Source organism: Chondromyces crocatus (genome assembly GCF_001189295.1).
In the GTDB taxonomy this organism is placed as follows: domain Bacteria; phylum Myxococcota_A; class Polyangia; order Polyangiales; family Polyangiaceae; genus Chondromyces; species Chondromyces crocatus.
In genome coordinates this window covers 7799334-7815841 of the sequence record NZ_CP012159.1, presented here as the reverse complement: position 1 = coordinate 7815841, position 16508 = coordinate 7799334, and the positions used below count along the sequence as shown (strand labels likewise).

Here is a 16508-nt window from a genome sequence, read left to right as displayed (position 1 = left end):
TTGCGTGATGGCGCCTCAGGAGGTCTGAAACTAATCCTGCTCCCACTGAATGTTCCGACTGAGCTTGCCCGTTACGCAGAAGTCTCTCATCACCTGTCGGGCAATCGATGTCGGGATACTATTCCGGAGCGGAAACTCCGACCATTCTCCGCCGAATCGGAAGGCGATGGGCTCATCCACGTCAAGCTCGCCCGTGCTGGTGAAGTACGGTGGCTCCTTGCTACCGCTCATATAATTAAGAACACTTCGAGCCAAACCCAAACCGATCGCTAGAGAATCACCTGACTCACATATCTCGACCGATACGAGCTGAGGTCCCAGGCTAGCGCTCGCGGCATGGAGTTCGTCCAGGATCCGGTCAACATCATCAAGCGACGCGGCATGTTGTCGATGTTGATTGATCTCAATCGTAAACACGTTGAACCTTTCAGTCGGGCAGCCCGACAAAAACTTGATCGTAACCATTCGGACCGACCACGCGAAGGTGTGCATCTGGTGGGAGCATTCTTGGGAGCATCGCGTCGCATCCGGTGGCGCCAGAGCAGGGGACTCGATTGATGTACAGGGTTCCTTCCTTCATCCCTTGCTCTCGCATCACGGCAGCCGCATGAGCTTCTACATGCGACTTGATGCGTCCGTTCATGCCTGGCGTTCCTCGAGGCATCGATGCGGACGGCCCCTTGTAGCCGCTCAGCAGTGCTGTATCGCCTGCGGTGGTCCGTAGTACTCCCGACGTTTTTCCGCCAGCATATGCAGGGAGTGAGGGGGCTCTTGCGGCTGCCCTCCCCGCCGCTCCTGCCGTCGAGCCCACTGTCGCAGTGATCGCTCCCCCGACGCCAACAGCCGTCGCCAGGATCGACATCCCGATCGACCCGGCCTTGAACAAGCTGGCGCCGGCGGCCTCCCAGTCCTCTGCGGCGGCAGCCTCGTAGGCCTCCACGCCGGCTTGGACCATCTGGCTGGCGGGATTGACGGCGTCGAGAGCGCCGGGGAGCCCGCTCTCTTTGTAGCCATTCCAGGCGGCGGTGAGGTTGGTGTAGGCGACGTAGACGCGGCTGGTGCCGCCCAGGATGCCGAGCTTTGCGGACTCCAGCAGCATCCTGGCCATCCCGATGCGGACGCCGTCCATGATGCGCCTGGCGATGGCGTCACCACGGCCCAAGGTCTGCAACGTGGCCGGGAGCTGCGGACTCCATCCGCTACGGACCCCGGAGGTCCCGACATCGACCGGCGCCTGGGTCGAACCAGTGCCAGCGGCGTCCTCCAGGTTGCCCTCGACGACCTTGGGCGGCGCAGGTGGCTTCGGCTCGCGGGGAGGACCGAACACCCAGATGGTGCAGCCCTGCGAGCATCCGTCCTCTGTCGCAGGTGGCTGCTCTTGAAACCCACTGGGATCGACCAGCGACAGCGGGCTGTTTAGCACGTACGAATAGCTATTCCAGCTCTGCCCGAAGAGAGGCCGCGGCACGAGCGGATCGGGCGTGAGGAACCGTCCGAGCTTGGGGTCGTAGATGCGCCCCTTCATGTTCACGAGGCCGAGGTCGAGGTCGGCCTCGTGCCCGGTGAAGCCAAGCGACGACAGCTCGTGGGGTGACGGAGGCTGACCCGAACCCCAGTCGGGATGGCGCGGTGCGCCGAAGGCATCGTAGCTGCGGCGCTCGGCGACGCTGCCGGTCACACCGTCGGTGAGCACATCGATCGACCCGAGGTGGTCGACATGGACATGCAGCGTGCGCGTGCCTTGCGCGACCGAGCGCCGCACCAGCGTGACGACGCGCTCGTCGTTGCGCACGTGGTAGCGATGCTCGACGGCTCCCGTGACGACATCGGTCACGCGCTCGTACACCTCGCCGAAGGAGGCGATCTCCTGCGTCGCCGTGGTCTTGCGCACCCGCTGCTGGAGGCCGTCGTACGCGAAGTCGACGGTGTCGCCGCTGGTGAGCGCGATTCGCTTCGGTAGGTCGAACGCGGTGTAGGCGATGGTCGCGCCGGGTCGTGAGGTCTGGTTGCCGACGGCGTCGTAGCCGTAGAACGCGCTACCAGCTCGGACGACGGCGTGGGGCTGCGCGGGGTCGTACTCGTAGGCACCGACGCCGGGCTTCTGGAGCAGGTTGCCGTCGGGTCCGTAGGTGAACGGTCGCTCGCAGAGGGCAGCATTGATCAGCCCGAACTGCGCGCACGTCAGCCGGTCCAGCAGGTCGTAACGAAAGCGCTCGACGTTGGCGTGGAGGCCATCGGAGCGCTCGACGAGCTTGCGGCGATCGTTCCAGAGGTAGGAGAGCTGCTGGACGGGCCCACCTGCCGTCTGCGTCTCGATCCGACTCACCCGCTCCCGTGCCGCGTCGAACGTGCGGAGCGTGGTGGCGGTCCCCCCACCGAAGCGCTCCCCCGTGATGCGATTCCCCGCATCGATCGCGGTGGCTCGCCAGAACTCCGCCCCCGACCCCGCATCCTTCAGCGCCCGCAGCCGCCCGTGAGGATCGTACTCCCGCTCGATGGCGAAGCTGCCAATCCCCGGCGCGCTCGGGTACTCGATCCGCTCGAGCCGGCCGCTCAGATCATAAGACAGCCGGCTGGTGAAGCTTTCCCCTCCGATCTCCAGCGTCGTCGTCGCTGGTCGCCCGAGGTGGTCGAAGCCGTAGCGCAGCCGATGCCCATCGGGGCTGACCACCAGCGCGAGCTGACCCACTCCATGCTGCGCGTCATCCCAACGGAACTCGGTGACGCCGTCTTCGTCGACCTGCCTGAAAATCCGACCCAGCGTGTCGTAGCGGGTCGTGACCGCGCGTCCTGCCGCGTCGAGCGATGAGATCTTCTGCCCGTAACCGTCGTAGTGCGCAGTAGAGACTCCCCGGTCCGGGCTCACCTGCCGTCGCACGCGGCCAAACGCATCCCGCTCGGTCAGCGTCACGGCACCAGCGGGCGTGGTCACCTCGCGCAGCCCCCCGAAGGGACCGTAGGTGTACCGGCTGACGCCACCTTCGGGATCACCCACTGCCGTGGGCCTCCCGAGCGGATCGCTGGCGATTCGGGTGACGGCCTGCCCAGGCGCGGTGATGACCTCGTCCCGCCCGATGTACTCGTGCGTCGTCGCCGCCCCCCACGGCGTGACGTGCCGGAGCACCCGCCCCATCCCGTCGTATTGCCACGTCTCTCGCACCTGCACCGAGCCTGGTGGCGCGGGATCCACGATCGGCAGCGAGCGCCACGCGAGGTGCTCGCCCCGCGCATCGAAGGCGACCTCCTGCATCATCCGCGGCGCTTGCTCTTCCCCCACGTCGAGCGCTTGCCACCACCAGCGCACCTCCCGCCCGAGACCATCGAGCTGCACGGTCTCGTCCTGGCCCCCCACCGAGGCGGTGCGGATCTTCAGGTTCCAGGCGTTGCCAGCCGCTCCGCCGTCCTTCGTCCAGGTCCGCCGGATGACGGTGGGCATGCGCCCGGGGAGGCTCTCCAGCGTCACCCGCCCGAAGCCATCGTAGGCCCAGCGGCTCACCAGGCCGTTGGGATCCACCGACGCCCGCAGCACGCCCACGGCCGGGTCGTAGCGCGTATAGCTCTGGTGGCCCTCCAGGTTGCGGTGGGCATAAGGCATCAAGCCCAGCGCGTCGTAGCTGGTGCAGCTCGCGCGCACCTGCCCCGTCCCATCACGTGACCGGGTGCTGTGGATGTTGCCCAGCGCGTCCCGCGAGAACCAGACATCGAGCTGCATCTCCGGGTCGAAGGGCTCTCCCCCGACGCGCTCCAGGCGAACGTGGCCGCGCCCGTCATAGCTCCGGTGCATCACCCGGCACTGCGTCTCACCGCCCGCTTTGCTGCACGTCGTCTCTCGCGTCAGCTCGCCAAGGCGCCAGGAGAGCGGGTCGTTGTCGAAGCTGCGCGTCACCGAGAGGTCGAGGTCGACGCCCTCCGTCTGCGTTTGCTCGGCGAGGATGTTCCCGTAGAGGTCGAAGTCGCTGACGGTGCGGAGCGTGTCGCTCATTCGCGAGGCGAGATCTCCTTCCAGAGCGCGCACGGCTTCTTCGAGCGTTTTCCCACTCCCCGGTGAGAACGTGCCCTGATGACGGCTCTTGCCCTCCAGCAGCGAGAGGGTGAAGTACGTCCCCGCTTGCGTGGGGATCACCACCGCGTAGCTCCGCGTCGTCAGCAGCTCGAGGGACGCCGGCTCCGCGCTATGCGCGTCCAGCGGCAAGCTCGGACTCCAGCGCCACGAGCGCTGTACCTGCCCTCGGAAAGGGAAGGCCTGGAAGGCGCCATCAAACGTGACGTTGTCGTAGAACTCGGCCGTCCCCGCGCCGGTATCGAGGTCACGCACGATCCGCGTCCCGAACCCCAGAAACCCTCGGCCCAGGCGATGGTGACGGCCATTGCGGTAGGCCACCTGGAAGGTGCGCGGCCGATCCGCGCCATTGTTGAGCACATAGCCGCTCACCACCCGCCGATGCCCGACCACGCACCGCACCGGATAGCGGCAGGGCTCCTCATCGCTTTGCTCCAGAGGCCGGTAGGTGCGCTGCTCGGGTGACGGGATCCCTGGAGCATCCTCGAAGCCCTCCGTCGTCCGCGCACGATCGATCAGGTGGTCGTACCGGATCTGCACGTTGGGCAGGTACTCGGCGTCCTCCGGAGCGTGCGCATTCATGCCGTCGGTCACGGCCGCGAGCAGGTCCTCCTGGCCGAGCACGTTCTCGAACACATGGACCTGGTTGTTGAACGCATAGAGCAGATCCTGCGCCCCATCCCCATTCACGTCAGTGACCCGCGGCGTGAGCGGATGGTCGGGCGTGGGCAGCTCGTCCTGCTGGAGCACGATGCCCATCGGCAGCCCGGGATGGACGATCTCGAACGTCCCCGGACCGACCTCCCCCGTCGCCTGGAGCACCTTCCACGCGGGCAGCGACTCCGATCCCCCATCGCTCATGGCCAGCAGCAGGTCTTGTCGCCCATCCGCGTTGTGATCGAGCACCGACGCAAACCGAACGAACCTCGCAGCCCCGAGCGTCGGCGTCGCCAGGCTCGGTACCGGCGCCGCGAATCCCGCGCCGATATTCATCGACGTGTACAGCTGCTCATCGTCCCGGCTGCTCTGCACCGCATCGGGCAGCCCATCGCCGTTGACGTCGAGGAAGAACACCCGGTCCCCAGGCGGCGTGAGCCGCAGCCCCGTCAGCGCGCGCGTCCACGATCCATCGGACAGCTCGTACGAGAACGCCACGTACTGCCACCCCGCCCGCACCTGGCTCCCGACGAGGATCAGCTCCTGCATCACCAGGTCCACCCGCCCATCCGCGTCGACATCGACCGCGTGCAGCTCGGCGTGGCACGGGTAGGAGCTCAGCGCATGCACCCGATCGCCGTGCGGCGCGAAGCCCCCCGCCGCTGCCGTCCAGCGGTGCAAGTACCAGAGCTGCTCGTGCGCGCTCAGGTAGCACTGCAGCAGGTCCACCATCCCGTCACCGTCAACATCCACCAGATGGGTCGACGCATCCGGGCTGCGCAATCCCGCCGGCGTCATGCCCATCGTGAACGGCCGCGGCACCCCCGTATCCCGCCGCGTGAACCGCCCATCTCCATTCGACAGCAGCACCTCCCACGTCATCGACTGCCCGTGCACATCGTGCAGAAACAGGTCCATCCGGCCATCGTGGTCGTAGTCGAGCGGCGTCCCCAGCTCCGGCTGGTACGGCGGCTCTGCGTCGATGAAATGCGGCTGCTCCTGCCCAGTGACGGCCGCCTCGAAGAACCCCGGCGTCAGCTCCTGGCTCCGGTTGAGCGCGACCGACCAGCGGGTGATCGGCTCTTCCGTGCCGGCCTCCACCACCATGTCGGACGTCACCAGGTCGTCGAGGCCATCGCCGCTGACGTCCATCGTCATCAACGTGCCGCGCTCCGACAGCGGCACCTCCACCAGTGTCTGCTGCTGCGTGTATCCAGCCGCTCCGGCCGTGTGCCAGGTGAAGCGTGTCGGCGGCTTGCACGTCCCGTCACCTGCGCACTCCCGAACCGCCTCCAGTCGCAAGCGACCCGTCGCCGGCCCATGCCCGTAACCGAAGCGCAGCTCCCTCGCGAGCACGTGTCCCGGCCCGAACATCTGGATCGAGCGCAAGCTCAGCGAGCGGCGCAGCTCCATCCCGCGGGCATAGTGTACGCGCACGTCCGCCGCCTCCAGCGGCCCGTACGTGAACTCCACCATGCGCGAGGCCGGCACAGTCGGGTGCCTGGTGTAGGTGATCCGCTGCGGCGCGTGCTCGACGGTGTAGCCCTTCGCGTGGAGGTCATTCCGGTAGACCACCGCCATCGTGTTGCCATCCCGGTCGCTGAGCCGCGTCAGCAACCAGGACCGCACCGCCTCCCCTTGCGCGAGCACCCGGCCCGATGATTCTCCACCGTATTCGTAGATCAGCCCCGCTTTGCCATGCGCCCGCAGCCGCTTCGGCCCACGCTCCGCCGGCCACCCCTCGCTCTCCGCGAAGTCGGCCTCGACGCGCGTGAAGCTGTCCGGGAACGTGCGGTATTCCCGCGGCGCACGCCCTGGCTGCGGGTCCACGGGGACGAGCCGCTGCCCATCGAGGCACAAGGCGTCGTCCTCGGCATCCCGGACCGGCGCGATGTGACCATCCTGCGCGACGTTCCGGGGGCAGCGATCGACCGACGAGAGGCCCTGCAAGTGGAAGCCGATCCCGAGCAGCCCTTCACCCTGCGCACTGTCGTAGGTGATCGCCAGCGAGGGCTCGATGCCGGCACGGCCAGGCAGCGTGGGGACCGGGATCGTGTACGTCGCCTCGCCCGTGCTCGTGACCGAAAAGCTCCCTGGCAGGGTCCCCGCCGCGGTGGTGGTCCCCTGCGTAAGGTCAGGCGGAAAGGGGGAGGGACCGTCGCCGGGGCCGAGGCACAGGAGCGGGGGGAGCGGCGGGATCGGGGAGGGTTCCCAGAGGGCCTGGGAGCTGCTCGACCAGAGAAGCGGGCCGCCAGCGTCGCCGCATGCGCCGACGAGGAGCACGGCGATGAGGAGGAGCAGCGCTCGGGGAAAGGGAGGGCGCCGGCGCGGACGCGGAGAGGAGGCCGACACGAAGGGGAATGCGGGCTGACTCCGTGAGGCCGACATGGACATGGGCGAGCGATCTCCAAAGGACAGGTTGCAGAAGGAGACGTGCCCTGCATCCCAGTTCGCTTACAACCAGCTGCGCCGTCACGTCACCGAGAGTTTCGCGCATCAGGCTGCGCTGTGCGCGTAGCGGGGGTCGTGGTCGCAGCGGCGATTGCTCCGCGTTGCTGGTCGGCTCATTCGCTCCTCGAGCGAGGAGGGCGACGGCGCTTCGTTGTACCTGTTCTGGAAGTCGAAGCTGTTGCATGCCGCACCCCCTCGAGCGAGGAGGGCGACCTGGAGCGCGGGGGGCGAGCCGAGGTCGGCTACTTCTTGGCGGAGTAGCTCGTGATGAGGTTCCGGTAGTCGGGGATGTGCCGCGAGAACACGCCGGCGAGGCCCTCGATGTCGTTACGCCAGTCGCGATGCAGCTCGCAGGCGACGGAGAACCAGTTCATGAGCTGCACGCCGGCGGCGGCCATGCGCTGGTGGGCGGCTTCGCGCACGGTGGGGTTGAAGGTGCCGGAGGCGTCGACGACGGCGAAGACTTCGAAGCCCTCCTTGATGGCGGACAGGGCGGGGAAGGCGACGCAGACGTCGGTCACGATGCCGGCGATGATGAGCTGCTTCTTGCCGGTCGCCTTCACGGCCTTGACGAAGTCTTCGTTGTCCCAGGCGTTGATCTGGCCGGGGCGCGCGATGTAGGGCGCGTCGGGGAACATCTCGATGAGCTCGGGGAAGAGGGGGCCGTTGGGGCCCGTCTCGAAGCTGGTGGTGAGGATCGTGGGCAGGCCGAAGTACTTCGAGAGATCGGCGAGGGCGAGGACGTTGTTCTTGAACTCGTCGGGGTGGAAGTCGCGGACCAGCGACATGAGGCCGGCCTGGTGATCCACGAGCAGTACGGCGGCGTCTTCTTTGCGGAGGCGAGCGTAGAGATCAGCCATGGGAAATTCCTTTCCGAAAGGCACCTGGCGCAAGGCGGCGCAGCGTGCGCTCCGCACGCGTCAGGGCGCCGCGGTCTTGTACTGGAGCGATGGGGGCCGACGCCATCCCCTTGTGCGACGACGCATCACGGAGCGGTGTGATGAAGGGCGGGTTCTCGCGTGGGTGTGCGGTTCGCGCGAGGACGTCGATGAGCGCGCGTTCGGGCTCGACGAAATGGTGTGAGCGTCGAGCGTCCGAGGCGCTCGGCGGGAAGGCCGGGGTGGCGTCGCGTGAGGAGGCTTCGTTCCTACCTATGAGGCTTCGTTTGCTGGGTCAGGATGATTGCGCCTGCATTCAGGGTCTGAAGGAAGGGTTTGCACGCATCTGGCCGCGCAACATCGTGCTCGGAGAGGACCCCGGTGCCGAGGTCATTGCACCTGGTAGATGTAGTTCTGGCCGTAGTCGGAGTCGTATTCCTGGCAGGCTTTGCGGTCGGTGTTCGAGAACCACATCTCGACCTGGCTGACGCCCGGGGGGATGTTGATGAAGGCCGGGATCTGCCGCCAGTACTGGAGGTTCCACTCGCCCCAGGTGGTGGTCAGCGGTGCGGTGAAGATCTCGCCGCCGTCGAAGCGGTAGTTCAAGCTGACGCTCCAGGCGACGTAGTTCAGGTAATAGGCGCGGCACAGGGGGAGGCGGCCGATGTCGTAATCGACCATGAGGGTGCTGCCGGCCTGGAGGGTGCCGGTGAGCGTCTCGCTCCAGTCGGCGCTGAAGGTGACGGTCGGGTCGTGGGTGACCCAGGTGTGGAAGTTCCAGTTGTGGTCCGAGTCCCAGGCGCTGCAGCCGTTGGCGTCGGTGACCTGGAACCAGAGTTCGAGGTTGCCGCCTCGGCTCACGGCGAGGTTGAGTTCGGCGGTGGGGCCGGTGGTCCAGGGGCTGGCGACGGTGAAGCTGCTGACGGGGCCTCGGTTGCTCATCATGTAGCCGGTGATCGTCCACGAGGGGCCGCGGCACTGAGCGAGGCGGTCGAGGTCGTAGCGGATGCGCAGCGGGGTGTCGGTGCTGGGCTGTCCTTCCTGCTCGACGGTCCAGTCGTCGTGGAAGGTGAGCGTGGGCTGGGTGCTGGTCTGCGCGGCGGCGGTGGCGGCGGTGCCGAGGCAGAGCAGGGCGAAGGTGGTGGAGAGCAGGCGTTTCATGGGGGCTCCTTGAAGGTCGAGGAAGGCTCGGGGATGTGGCGGGACCCTAACGCAGAGGGCCAGCGAGCGGGAGGCAGACGGGTGAGAGGTCAGCAGCAGATGGGGAAGGGATTGGTGGCAGACGGGTGTGGGATCAGGGGTCGAGGCGTTCGACGGTGCCCTGGGCGCCGTTGACGCGGATGCGGTCGCCGGTGCGGAGGCGCGTGGTGGCGTTGCCGCAGCCGACGACGGCGGGGATGCCCAGCTCGCGGGCGACGATGGCGGCGTGGGAGAGGGGGGCGCCGACGTCGGTGACGATGGCGGCGGCGCGGGGGAAGAGGGGGGTCCAGCCGATGTTGGTGACGGGGGTGACGAGGATCTCGCCGCGCTGGAGGAGGTGGGCGTCGTCGTGGGTGGTGAGGACGCGGGCGTGGCCTTCGACGATGCCTGCGGCGCCAGGGAAGCCGGTGATGGCGTGCGGGGGCGGGGTGAGGTCGCCGCGGGCGTCGAAGAGGTCGTTGCGGCGGCGGGGGTCGGCGGCCCACTGGAAGGGGTCGAAGCGGCCGCGGACGAGGGGGGGATAGGGGGGGAGGGCGCTCTGGCGGGCGTGGGCGTCGCGGCGGGGGGGGATGCGGGCGAGGGGGGTGAGGTCGCCGCGGAGGAGGGCGAGGATCTCGTCGATGCTGAGGAAGAAGAGGTCGTCGCCGTGGGCGGTGAGTTCGCCAGCGCGGAGGACGAAGGTGCGCAGGGGCCAGAAGACGCGGACGGCTTCGGAGCGGGCGAGTTCGCGATCGCGGGCGCCTCGGGCCGCGCGATCGAGGCGGTGGCGAAGGGGGGCGGCGAGGTGGGGGTGGCGCTGCTCGAGGCGTGTCCAGGCGTCGGCGTGGGCCTGGGCCTGGCGGGCGAGAAGGACGTCGACGTCGAGGGGGGCGTCGCGGAGGGCGTCGAGCTGGCGGTCGATGAACCGGGGGTCCTCGGCAGGGCGAGGGAGGGAGACCTCGAACTCGTGGGGGCCGCGGTGGCCGTGGCGGCGGGCGTACCGGGCGCGGTCGATGGTGCCGCGGGTGAGCTGGGTGAGGCTGACGAGGGGGCCGAGGCTCTCCAGGGGGCTGTCGTGGGCGCCGAGGTTGGAGAGGAGGGCGTTGGTGTCGGCTTCGCCGACGAGGGCGCGGAGGGCGAGGCGCAAGGCCATGCTCTGCTTGCTTTCGTGGCGGGCGCCGGCCTCCAGCATGCGGGAGCACAGGCGGAAATAGGGGAGGAGGTCGTCGCTCCAGAGGGTGAGGAGGTCGGCGGGGCGGGTGGTGTCCTGGATGCGGGCGCGCAGGTCGTCGCAGCGGGCGGGGCCTTCGGCGACGAAGGCGGGGAGGAGGCGGTGGTGCTCGCGGACGCGGCGCTGGAGGCGCACGACCTCGGGGAGCAAGGCGCGGAGGATGGGCCAGCGGGGGATGGGGAGCAGGGGGATCTCGACGCCCGGGGGGAGGCGGCCGAAGACGAGGGAGGCGAGGGCGCTGAAGCGCCGGGGGCTGATGCCGAAGGCGTGGCTGAGGGTCGCGGCGACGGAGAGGTTCAGGTAGGGGCGACCGCCGATGTTGCCGGCAGGGGTGAGGCCGCGGAAGTGCAGGATGGGCAAGGTGTCGGCGAGGAAGATCTGGAGGAGGGACCAGGTGCACGGGGTCATGACGTCGGGCACGGCTTCGCCGAGGTTGGTGCTGGTCCAGAGGTAGTCGCCGGTGAGGCTGTCGTTCCAGACGCCGGTGATGGGGTCGTGGGCGCGCAAGGTGGTGATGGGGCGGGCTTGCAGGAGGGTGAGCTGGTCGTCGACGAGGGCCCACTCGATGTCCTGGGGAGCGGCGAGTTCGTCTTCGAGGCGGGTGCCGAGGCGGTGGAGTTCGCGCGCGTGGGGGCGAAGGGCTTCGGGGCCGGTGTAGTCGCCGTGAGGGCGGGTGAGGGTGAACGCGAGGGCGGTGGCTTCGCCGGCGACGAGCGGCTCGCCGAAGCCGTGGACGTAGTTGCCGACGAGGGTGTCGCGGCTGCCGGTGACGGGGTCGGCGGTGAAGAGGACGCCCGCGATCTGGGGGCGGACGAGGCGCTGGACGACGACGGCGACGTCTTGCTGGGCGGGGAGGCCCTGGGCCTGGCTGTAGGCGGCGACGCGTTCGTGGTGGCGTGAGCGGCGGACGGTCTCGATGGCGTCGGCGACAGCGTCGTCGTCGCGGACGTCGAGCACGGTGTCGAGGGCGCCGGCGAAGGAGGCCTGCGCGGAGTCCTCGTTCACGGCGGAGGAGCGGACGGCGAAGGCGCAGTCGCGCTGGTTGGCGCGGAGGAAGGCGAGGGCAGGGCGTAGGCGGCTGCGGGCAGTGGGGGTGAGGGCGTCGCCGTCGAAGGCGCGGGTGAGGACGATGAAGCCGTCAGGGATGGGGTATCCGGCCCGGGAGAGGCGGGCGAGGGTGCTGCCCTTGCCGCCAGCGAGGGGGGAAAGCGCGGTGGTGAGATCGCGGAAGAAGCAGATCGGGGGCGCCATGGAGCGACGTTATCACCCGAGGGAAGGTCGAGCGGCCGTGGAGGTGGTGTTTCCGCGGGAGGATGATCGGTTCGATCCAGCACGGAGAGGGGGTGATCGATTCGATCGCGGTGGATGCGATCGAAATGGTCATGGGCGCGCCGCGAATGCAGCGCGATTTTTCCCGCGGCCTGGCAAACACGGCTCGAAATCGATGCGGCTTGGTGATTTCGGTGAGCGGTGGGTGCGTGCGCTGGGTTAGGGTCGGGTATGGTCCACGTTGCAGGGAAGTCGCTGGGGTCGTCGAGGTCGCACGGGGCGGGATGGAAGCGGTCGATGGCGCTGCTCGGGGCGCTGGCGGCGCTGGTCACGGGGTGCGGTGGGGCCGAGGACGATGGGACCGCGCCGCACGGGAACATGACGACGGGGACGACGAGCACGTCGGGCACGTCGACGAGCAGCACGGATCCCGATCCGGAGACGCCGGTCGATCCGCCGGTGCAGCCGGAGGGCTCGGTGGTGGGCCGGCACGGGTGGCTGTCGGTCGCTGGAAACCGGCTGGAAGACGAGCACGGGGAAGCGGTGCAGCTCCGGGGGATGAGCCTGTTCTGGAGCCAGTGGGCGCAGAATTTCTACAATGCGTCGATCGTGGACACGCTGGTGGACGACTGGAAGGCGACGGTGGTGCGCGCGGCGCTGGGGGTGGAGCCGGACGGGTATCTGGTGAACCCCGACGCGGAGAAGGCGCGGGTGAAGGTGGTGGTGGACGCGGCGATCGCGCGCGGGGTGTACGTGATCATCGACTGGCACGATCACAGCGCGTCGCAGCACACGGCGCAGGCGCGGAGCTTCTTCACCGAGATGGCGGAGACGTACGGGCAGACGCCAAACGTGATCTTCGAGATCTTCAACGAGCCCGACGGTGAGCCCTGGAGCGAGGTGAAGGCGTACGCGGAGGATGTGCTCGGCGCCATCCGTCAGACGGGCGCGCGGAACGTGGTGGTGGTCGGGACGCCGACGTGGTCGCAGGACGTGGACGTGGCGGCGGACAATCCCGTCGTCGGTTTCGACAACGTGGCCTACACGCTCCACTTCTATGCGGGGACGCACCGGCAGTTCCTGCGGGACAAGGCGACGACGGCGATGAACAAGGGCCTCGCGCTGTTCGTGACCGAGTGGGGGACATGCGAGGCGTCCGGCAATGGTGGGATCGATCTGGAGGAGTCGCAGCGCTGGCTCGACTTCATGGACACCCACAAGCTGAGCTGGGCGAACTGGTCGCTGTTCGACAAGGAAGAGGCGGCGTCGGCGCTGCGCCCGGGAGCGAGCCCCACGGGGGGCTGGGAAGAGTCGGCGCTGACGGACGCGGGGAAGTGGGTGCGGGAGAAGATCCGCGCCGGGGCGAGCAACGCGCCCTGAGGTGGCTGCCTGCGGGGCGGTCCGAGGGGCCTGCTCCGGTTGGATGATTGCAATGCCGGGTCGTCTTTGCACGCATGAACCCCGGTGAGTGACGGCCCGCCAGCTCGACCTCGAATGGTTTCAGAAGTGCTACGACCACGGGCGCTGTGCAGCCCGGGAGCGGTCGTGGTGCGCCCAGGGGACTTTTGCAGTTCCAGAGAAACCGAGGTTTGGCAGAGTGAAGATCTTCAAATTCGTGGCGTTGCTGGCCGGGTCGTTCGCGCTCGCCGCTTGTGTGGGGGGTGAGGTCGAGCAGGAGGGGGTCATCGAAGAGGCCGTGGAGGTGGCTTCGGAGGCCGTCTCGGCGTGCGCGGAGATGCCTGCGCCGGTCCATCACCGGGTGAAGCCGAACGGCGGGGCGAGCCTGTACACGCTGAACGCGAACGAGGCGGCCAATGCGGCGACCAACCATGGTTTCACCGATGATCGAGGGATCGCATTCTACGGCGCGGCCAGCACCGGGACGGGGTTGTCGCCGGTGTACCGGCTCTACAATCCGACGCTGGGGAACTTCCTCTGGACCATCGACGAGAACGAGCGGGACAAGGCGAAGACGCAGTACGGGTACACGTCGGACGAGGGGATCCGGTTCTATGCGTCGAAGACCAGCAGGCCATGCCTGATCCCGGTCTACCGCTACCGGAGTCCGACGCTGAACAAGCACCGCTTCGCCACGAGCGCGGCAGACCGGGCGAGCCTGTCGGCCTCGGGCTGGCTCGATGAGGGGGTGAAGTTCTACGCGGCGCCAGAGGCCACGGTCACGCCACCCGACGACGACACGAAGTTCACGTTCGTGGTGATTCCCGACACGCAGCAGGAGATCGTCTATGCGCCGACCCGGTTCACGCACCGGCTGGACTGGATCGTGGCGAACCGGGCGAGCCTCGATGTCCGCTTCGTGGCCCATAGCGGTGACATGGTCGACTGGGACACGCCCGACCACATCCATTATGTGCGGGCGAGTGATGCGCTGGTGAAGCTGGACACGGCGCAGATCCCGTACGCCATCGCCATCGGGAACCACGACACCGCGGCGGTGTGCCAGGGAGGGAGCGCGTGCCCCGGGAACGTGAACGCGAACCTGCGGAACACGACGACGTTCAACACCTACTTCCCGACGTCACGGTTCTCGGCGCTGAGCGGGGTCTACGAGGCGGGGAAGATCGACAACTCCTACCATCGGTTCACGGCCGGCGGGTCGAGCTGGATGGTGCTCAGCCTGGAGCTGTGGGCGAGGACGGGCGCGGTGGACTGGGCGAAAACGGTGCTCGCGCAGCACCCGAACGATAACGTCATCGTCATCACCCATTCTCACCTGAACAGCAATGGCACGATCATGCAGACGAATGGCGGCTACGGAAACAACAGCCCGCAGTACGTGTTCGACAACCTGATCAAGCAGTACGCGAACGTGCGGCTGGTGTTCTCCGGGCACGTGGGCAACGCGGCGTACCGGTTGGACACGGGGGTGCACGGGAACCAGATCCACCAGTTCCTGAACTGCTTCCACGACGGGTCGACGAACCCCACGCGGCTCGTCGAGATCGACACGGCGGCGAACACGCTCTCCACGCGGGTCTACGCGCCAGCGACGAACACGGAGCGCAGCGACGGGAAGCACACGCTGAGCAACATGAACTGGCTGTGAAGCCAGCGCCGGCCCGGACCGACCCCGGAAGCCTGGCAAGCGGGGCGTCCTCGGTCGCTTGACGGCAGCGTCGTGAGCGCACTACGGTTGGGCGCATGGGTGCCTGTATTTGTTTCGGGCCGTTCGCTTTCATCCGAGAGCGCGGCACGGCAGCAGCGAGCTGAACCTCGCCATGGGCGTGACCCGTCGGGTCGCGCCGTGTCGCTGAGGTCGTGAGGCGTGCCGTTCACGGCGCGCCGGTCGCTCGCTGCTGCGCGCCGTGTCCGCTTTTCGCGCTGCGGAGAGCTTGAACGGCGTCGTTTGCACCCTGGTGTTCGGGCCGGATGCTGTCTTCGAGGCATGGGTCGGGCGACGTGCGATGCGTCGCGTCCGGCCCCTCCTCGGCGCAGCGCCGCGGGACGCCGAGGCGTGAGCGAAGCGCGCGCGGGCTCTCCGTGGCTCGTCCCTACGGCCACATGGCCACACGAGCACTGGAGACGTTCAGATGTCGACCCGATCAGGAAATGCTTCTTCTTCCCATCCCGCTGCTTCCACGTCCTCGCCCGAGGCGCTGTCCGAGGACCCCATGCGGGGCGCCTCGGCTTCCCCGGTTTCCCCGCCGTCATCGCCCGAAGCGCCGCCAGGAGGCGTCGGCGGGGATTCCTCGAAGGCTGGTGGGGCCGCGTCGAAGGACGAGGTGCGCCGCATCCTCGACGAGGCGACGGCACGCCACCTCGCGCGGAACGCACGCGCCGTCGCGTCGGCGGTGGCCGTTGCCAAGGCCCACGGGCTGACCGTGAAGGAGCCCAAGGTGCTGGCGGAGGCGTGCGCGGTGCGGGTGCTCCTCTCGCCCGCGCCCGTGGTGGCCCGGGTGAGCACGGTGACCGCTGTCCTGCGCGCGCCGATCGAGCCCTGGCTGCAGCGGGAGCTCGACGTGTCCGCATTCCTTGCGGCGCAGGGGGCGCCCGTGGTGCCACCGAGCGACGAGCTGCCCGCGACGCCGTTCGAGCACGATGGGCTGCACATGTCGTTCTGGCGGTACGTCCAGCCCGCGGGGGACAAGCCGCCGGAGACGGTCGTCGCTGCGCAGATGCTGGGCGAGCTGCACGCGGCGCTGCGGGACTACCCGGGGGAGCTGCCCGAGCTGGTGCCGCTCGGTGACATCCAGCGCGGGCTCGACCGCCTCGCTGGAGAGACGACGCTGGTGTCGGTGGAGGACCTGGCGTTCATGCAGCGCATGGCCGACAGGATCCTCGGAGAGCTGCGCGCGGTGGGGCTGGGGCCGGTGCAGCCGATCCACGGGGATGCGCACGTGGGGAACCTGATCCCGGTCACGGGCGGCTGGCTCTGGAACGACTTCGAGGACACGTGCCTGGGCCCCGTGGGCTGGGATCTGTGCGGCCTCGAGGCCGGTGACGAGATGGTGGCGCACGCGGCCTATCCGGGGGCGCCAGCGCCGTCACGGGTGACCCTGTTCCGGAACCTGCGGCTGTTGCAAGGCACCCTCTGGGCGGCCTCGTGCGGCCGGGAGCTGCCGGCGTGGTTCGAGTACGTGCCGATGCTGCTCGGTCAGCTCCGGGCGCTCGAGTGAGCGGCGCTGCGCTGCATGACGCTGCACGGAGCGGCGCTGAGCGGTGCTCCGCGGTGCTGAGCGGCGTGTCGCCTGACACGTGATCCGGTCTGCGGCGGCGCGGTCGGGGGGACCCGGCCGCCGCCGCAGGGCTGCGCGAAGGCGTT

At 68.5% G+C, this 16508-nt stretch carries 8 protein-coding genes; 3 read left to right on the top strand and 5 right to left on the bottom strand.

What is annotated here, in order from left to right:
* Window positions 1–30: 30 nt before the first annotated feature.
* The 5 genes from CMC5_RS49230 to CMC5_RS28075 form a co-directional block, all read right to left on the bottom strand.
* A complete protein-coding gene (locus CMC5_RS49230) occupies window positions 31–465 on the bottom strand; it encodes an Imm1 family immunity protein (RefSeq protein WP_425394814.1) in 435 nt (144 codons plus the stop codon).
* Window positions 428–7111 (bottom strand): FG-GAP-like repeat-containing protein, encoded by a 6684-nt coding sequence (locus CMC5_RS28095; RefSeq protein WP_082362861.1) that lies wholly within the window; start codon window positions 7109–7111, stop codon window positions 428–430. Before CMC5_RS28095 ends, CMC5_RS49230 begins: the two co-directional genes overlap by 38 nt.
* Before the next feature lie 299 nt (window positions 7112–7410).
* Window positions 7411–8028, bottom strand: a complete 618-nt coding sequence (gene ycaC / locus CMC5_RS28090; RefSeq protein WP_050433284.1) for an isochorismate family cysteine hydrolase YcaC — start codon at window positions 8026–8028, stop codon at window positions 7411–7413.
* 408 nt (window positions 8029–8436) lie between these two features.
* Window positions 8437–9207: a DUF6209 family protein gene (locus tag CMC5_RS28080; protein WP_050433282.1), complete on the bottom strand. Its 771-nt coding sequence runs from the start codon at window positions 9205–9207 to the stop codon at window positions 8437–8439.
* Window positions 9208–9340: 133 nt separating this feature from the next.
* A complete protein-coding gene (locus tag CMC5_RS28075; RefSeq protein ID WP_050433281.1) occupies window positions 9341–11707 on the bottom strand; it encodes a PEP/pyruvate-binding domain-containing protein in 2367 nt (788 codons plus the stop codon).
* 249 nt (window positions 11708–11956) lie between these two features.
* Here CMC5_RS28075 and CMC5_RS28070 point away from each other — a divergent pair, with 249 nt between their 5' ends.
* The 3 genes from CMC5_RS28070 to CMC5_RS28060 all read left to right on the top strand — a co-directional run bounded on the left by CMC5_RS28070 (window position 11957) and on the right by CMC5_RS28060 (window position 16362).
* Entirely contained in the window at window positions 11957–13105 is a 1149-nt protein-coding gene (locus tag CMC5_RS28070; RefSeq protein WP_245677785.1) for a glycoside hydrolase family 5 protein, read from the top strand.
* A gap of 217 nt (window positions 13106–13322) precedes the next feature.
* On the top strand, window positions 13323–14792 hold the full coding sequence (locus CMC5_RS43190; RefSeq protein ID WP_050433279.1) for a metallophosphoesterase: 1470 nt from the start codon (window positions 13323–13325) through the stop codon (window positions 14790–14792).
* Window positions 14793–15357: 565 nt separating this feature from the next.
* Window positions 15358–16362 carry a phosphotransferase gene (locus tag CMC5_RS28060; RefSeq protein ID WP_082362860.1) on the top strand — a complete coding sequence of 335 codons (1005 nt, stop codon included), beginning with the start codon at window positions 15358–15360 and terminating at the stop codon, window positions 16360–16362.
* Window positions 16363–16508: the final 146 nt, after the last annotated feature.